This window comes from Rahnella ecdela (assembly GCF_019049625.1).
GTDB classification, from domain to species: domain Bacteria; phylum Pseudomonadota; class Gammaproteobacteria; order Enterobacterales; family Enterobacteriaceae; genus Rahnella; species Rahnella ecdela.
Genome location: NZ_JAFMOY010000043.1, coordinates 1 through 450, shown reverse-complemented (window position 1 = coordinate 450; position 450 = coordinate 1). Strand labels below are relative to the sequence as shown.

Here is a 450-nt window from a genome sequence, read left to right as displayed (position 1 = left end):
CAACATTCACAAGAAGACCTAGACCATGTCGCAGAGCAATTAAACAACAGGCCGAGGAAAACATTGAAATTTAAGACGCCAAAACAGGTTTTTGAAAAGGGTGTTGCGTTGACAAGTTGAATCTACAAATGCCTTCTTCAGCAATCAGGCGCCGGATAAATTCGTAGTCGCTTTCCATAAACTGTACGCAAAACTCCCGCCAGTCGTGCGAGGCGCGAAACAGGGTGTCGTATTTAACGATGCCCATTTCTTTGAGCAGGGGCTGGAGAATGCCCTCAATATCGAGGTTCTGAAAACTGCGGCAGTTACGGCGCTGCGCACTTCGCCAGAGGTTGGGACGGATGGTCAGGCGATACAGTGTCTGATGTTTACCGGTATCGCCCTGTTCGCAAAAGGTCACGATACCGCGCACCCGTCGTTTGATTTCTTCGCCCTGCCAGATAGTCAGAG

At 49.8% G+C, this 450-nt stretch carries 1 protein-coding gene and 1 pseudogene; one reads left to right on the top strand and one right to left on the bottom strand.

Going from position 1 to position 450, the window contains the following annotated elements:
• A pseudogene (locus J1784_RS00200) lies at positions 1–120 on the top strand (IS30 family transposase); the annotation flags it as partial.
• On the opposite strand, the gene J1784_RS00195 reads toward J1784_RS00200, so the two are convergent.
• A partial coding sequence (locus J1784_RS00195; RefSeq protein ID WP_274387286.1) for a contractile injection system protein, VgrG/Pvc8 family occupies positions 71–450 on the bottom strand: 380 nt, incomplete at its 5' end. The pseudogene J1784_RS00200 and the gene J1784_RS00195 overlap by 50 nt on opposite strands.